The 2,500-nt window shown below is 51.7% G+C and carries 1 rRNA gene (only partly in view); it reads left to right on the top strand.

From position 1 onward, the window contains the following. Positions 1 to 2,469: ribosomal RNA gene (locus L1Z78_RS27590) — 23S ribosomal RNA — on the top strand; it begins 407 nt to the left of the window's first position. The last annotated feature ends 31 nt before the right edge of the window (positions 2,470 to 2,500 follow it).

Genomic DNA, 2,500 nt, shown 5'->3' with positions numbered 1-2,500 from the left:
ACCATCCTCCAAGGCTAAATACTCATCATCGACCGATAGTGAACCAGTACCGTGAGGGAAAGGCGAAAAGAACCCCGGGAGGGGAGTGAAATAGATCCTGAAACCGCATGCTTACAAAAAGTAGGAGCCCGCAAGGGTGACTGCGTACCTTTTGTATAATGGGTCAGCGACTTACATTCAGTGGCAAGGTTAACCGAATAGGGGAGCCGTAGAGAAATCGAGTCCGAACAGGGCGTCCAGTCGCTGGGTGTAGACCCGAAACCAAGTGATCTATCCATGGCCAGGATGAAGGTGCCGTAACAGGTACTGGAGGTCCGAACCGACTAGTGTTGCAAAACTAGCGGATGAGCTGTGGATAGGGGTGAAAGGCTAAACAAACTTGGAAATAGCTGGTTCTCTCCGAAAACTATTTAGGTAGTGCCTCAAGTATTACCTGCGGGGGTAGAGCACTGTTTAGGCTAGGGGGTCATGGCGACTTACCAAACCTATGCAAACTCCGAATACCGCAGAGTACAGCTTGGGAGACAGAGCACCGGGTGCTAACGTCCGGACTCAAGAGGGAAACAACCCAGACCGCCAGCTAAGGTCCCTAAAATTGGCTAAGTGGGAAACGAAGTGGGAAGGCTAAAACAGTCAGGATGTTGGCTTAGAAGCAGCCATCATTTAAAGAAAGCGTAATAGCTCACTGATCGAGTCGTCCTGCGCGGAAGATGTAACGGGGCTAAGCCAGTTACCGAAGCTGCGGATTTGCAATTTATTGCAAGTGGTAGGAGAGCGTTCTGTAAGCCTGTGAAGGTGCCTGGTAACGGGTGCTGGAGGTATCAGAAGTGCGAATGCTGACATGAGTAGCGTTAAAGGGGGTGAAAAGCCCCCTCGCCGTAAGCGCAAGGTTTCCTACGCAACGTTCATCGGCGTAGGGTGAGTCGGCCCCTAAGGCGAGGCAGAGATGCGTAGCTGATGGGAAACAGGTCAATATTCCTGTACCGATGTGTAGTGCGATGTGGGGACGGAGAAGGTTAGCTCAGCCAACTGTTGGATATGTTGGTTCAAGCCTGTAGTCGTGCCTGGTAGGCAAATCCGCCGGGCTTAGATGAGGGGTGATAACGAGTCTGCTTGCAGACGAAGTGAGTGATACCCTGCTTCCAGGAAAAGCCACTAAGCTTCAGCTACACACGACCGTACCGCAAACCGACACTGGTGCGCGAGATGAGTATTCTAAGGCGCTTGAGAGAACTCTGGAGAAGGAACTCGGCAAATTGATACCGTAACTTCGGGAGAAGGTATGCCGCAAGTAGGTGAACTTGTACAAAGGGAGCCCAAAGCGGTTGCAAAAAATCGGTGGCTGCGACTGTTTAATAAAAACACAGCACTCTGCAAACACGAAAGTGGACGTATAGGGTGTGACGCCTGCCCGGTGCTGGAAGATTAAATGATGGGGTGCAAGCTCTTGATTGAAGTCCCAGTAAACGGCGGCCGTAACTATAACGGTCCTAAGGTAGCGAAATTCCTTGTCGGGTAAGTTCCGACCTGCACGAATGGCGTAACGATGGCCACACTGTCTCCTCCAGAGACTCAGCGAAGTTGAAATGTTTGTGATGATGCAATCTCCCCGCGGAAAGACGGAAAGACCCCATGAACCTTTACTGTAGCTTTGTATTGGATTTTGAACGGATCTGTGTAGGATAGGTGGGAGGCTTTGAAGTGAGGACGCTAGTTCTCATGGAGCCGACGTTGAAATACCACCCTGGTGCGTTTGAGGTTCTAACCCAGGTCCCTTATCGGGATCGGGGACAGTGCATGGTAGGCAGTTTGACTGGGGCGGTCTCCTCCCAAAGCGTAACGGAGGAGTTCGAAGGTACGCTAGTTACGGTCGGACATCGTGACGATAGTGCAATGGCATAAGCGTGCTTAACTGCGAGACTGACAAGTCGAGCAGATGCGAAAGCAGGACATAGTGATCCGGTGGTTCTGTATGGAAGGGCCATCGCTCAACGGATAAAAGGTACTCTGGGGATAACAGGCTGATACCGCCCAAGAGTTCATATCGACGGCGGTGTTTGGCACCTCGATGTCGGCTCATCTCATCCTGGGGCTGTAGTCGGTCCCAAGGGTATGGCTGTTCGCCATTTAAAGAGGTACGTGAGCTGGGTTTAAAACGTCGTGAGACAGTTTGGTCCCTATCTTCCGTGGGCGCTGCAGATTTGAGGAAGCCTGCTCCTAGTACGAGAGGACCGGAGTGGACACACCTCTGGTGTATCGGTTGTCACGCCAGTGGCATTGCCGAGTAGCTAAGTGTGGAAGAGATAACCGCTGAAAGCATCTAAGCGGGAAACTCGTTTCAAGATGAGATCTGCCGGGGCCTTGAGCCCCCTGAAGAGTCGTTCGAGACCAGGACGTTGATAGGCTGGGTGTGGAAGCGCAGTAATGCGTTAAGCTAACCAGTACTAATTGCTCGTGAGGCTTGACCCTATAACTTTGATGACGAAGTGATCATCAAGGT

Source organism: Delftia tsuruhatensis (assembly GCF_903815225.1).
Taxonomy (GTDB): Bacteria; Pseudomonadota; Gammaproteobacteria; order Burkholderiales; family Burkholderiaceae_C; genus Comamonas; species Comamonas tsuruhatensis_A.
The sequence above is the reverse complement of the archived record's forward strand: the minus strand, read 5'-3'. Positions and strand labels throughout refer to the sequence as shown.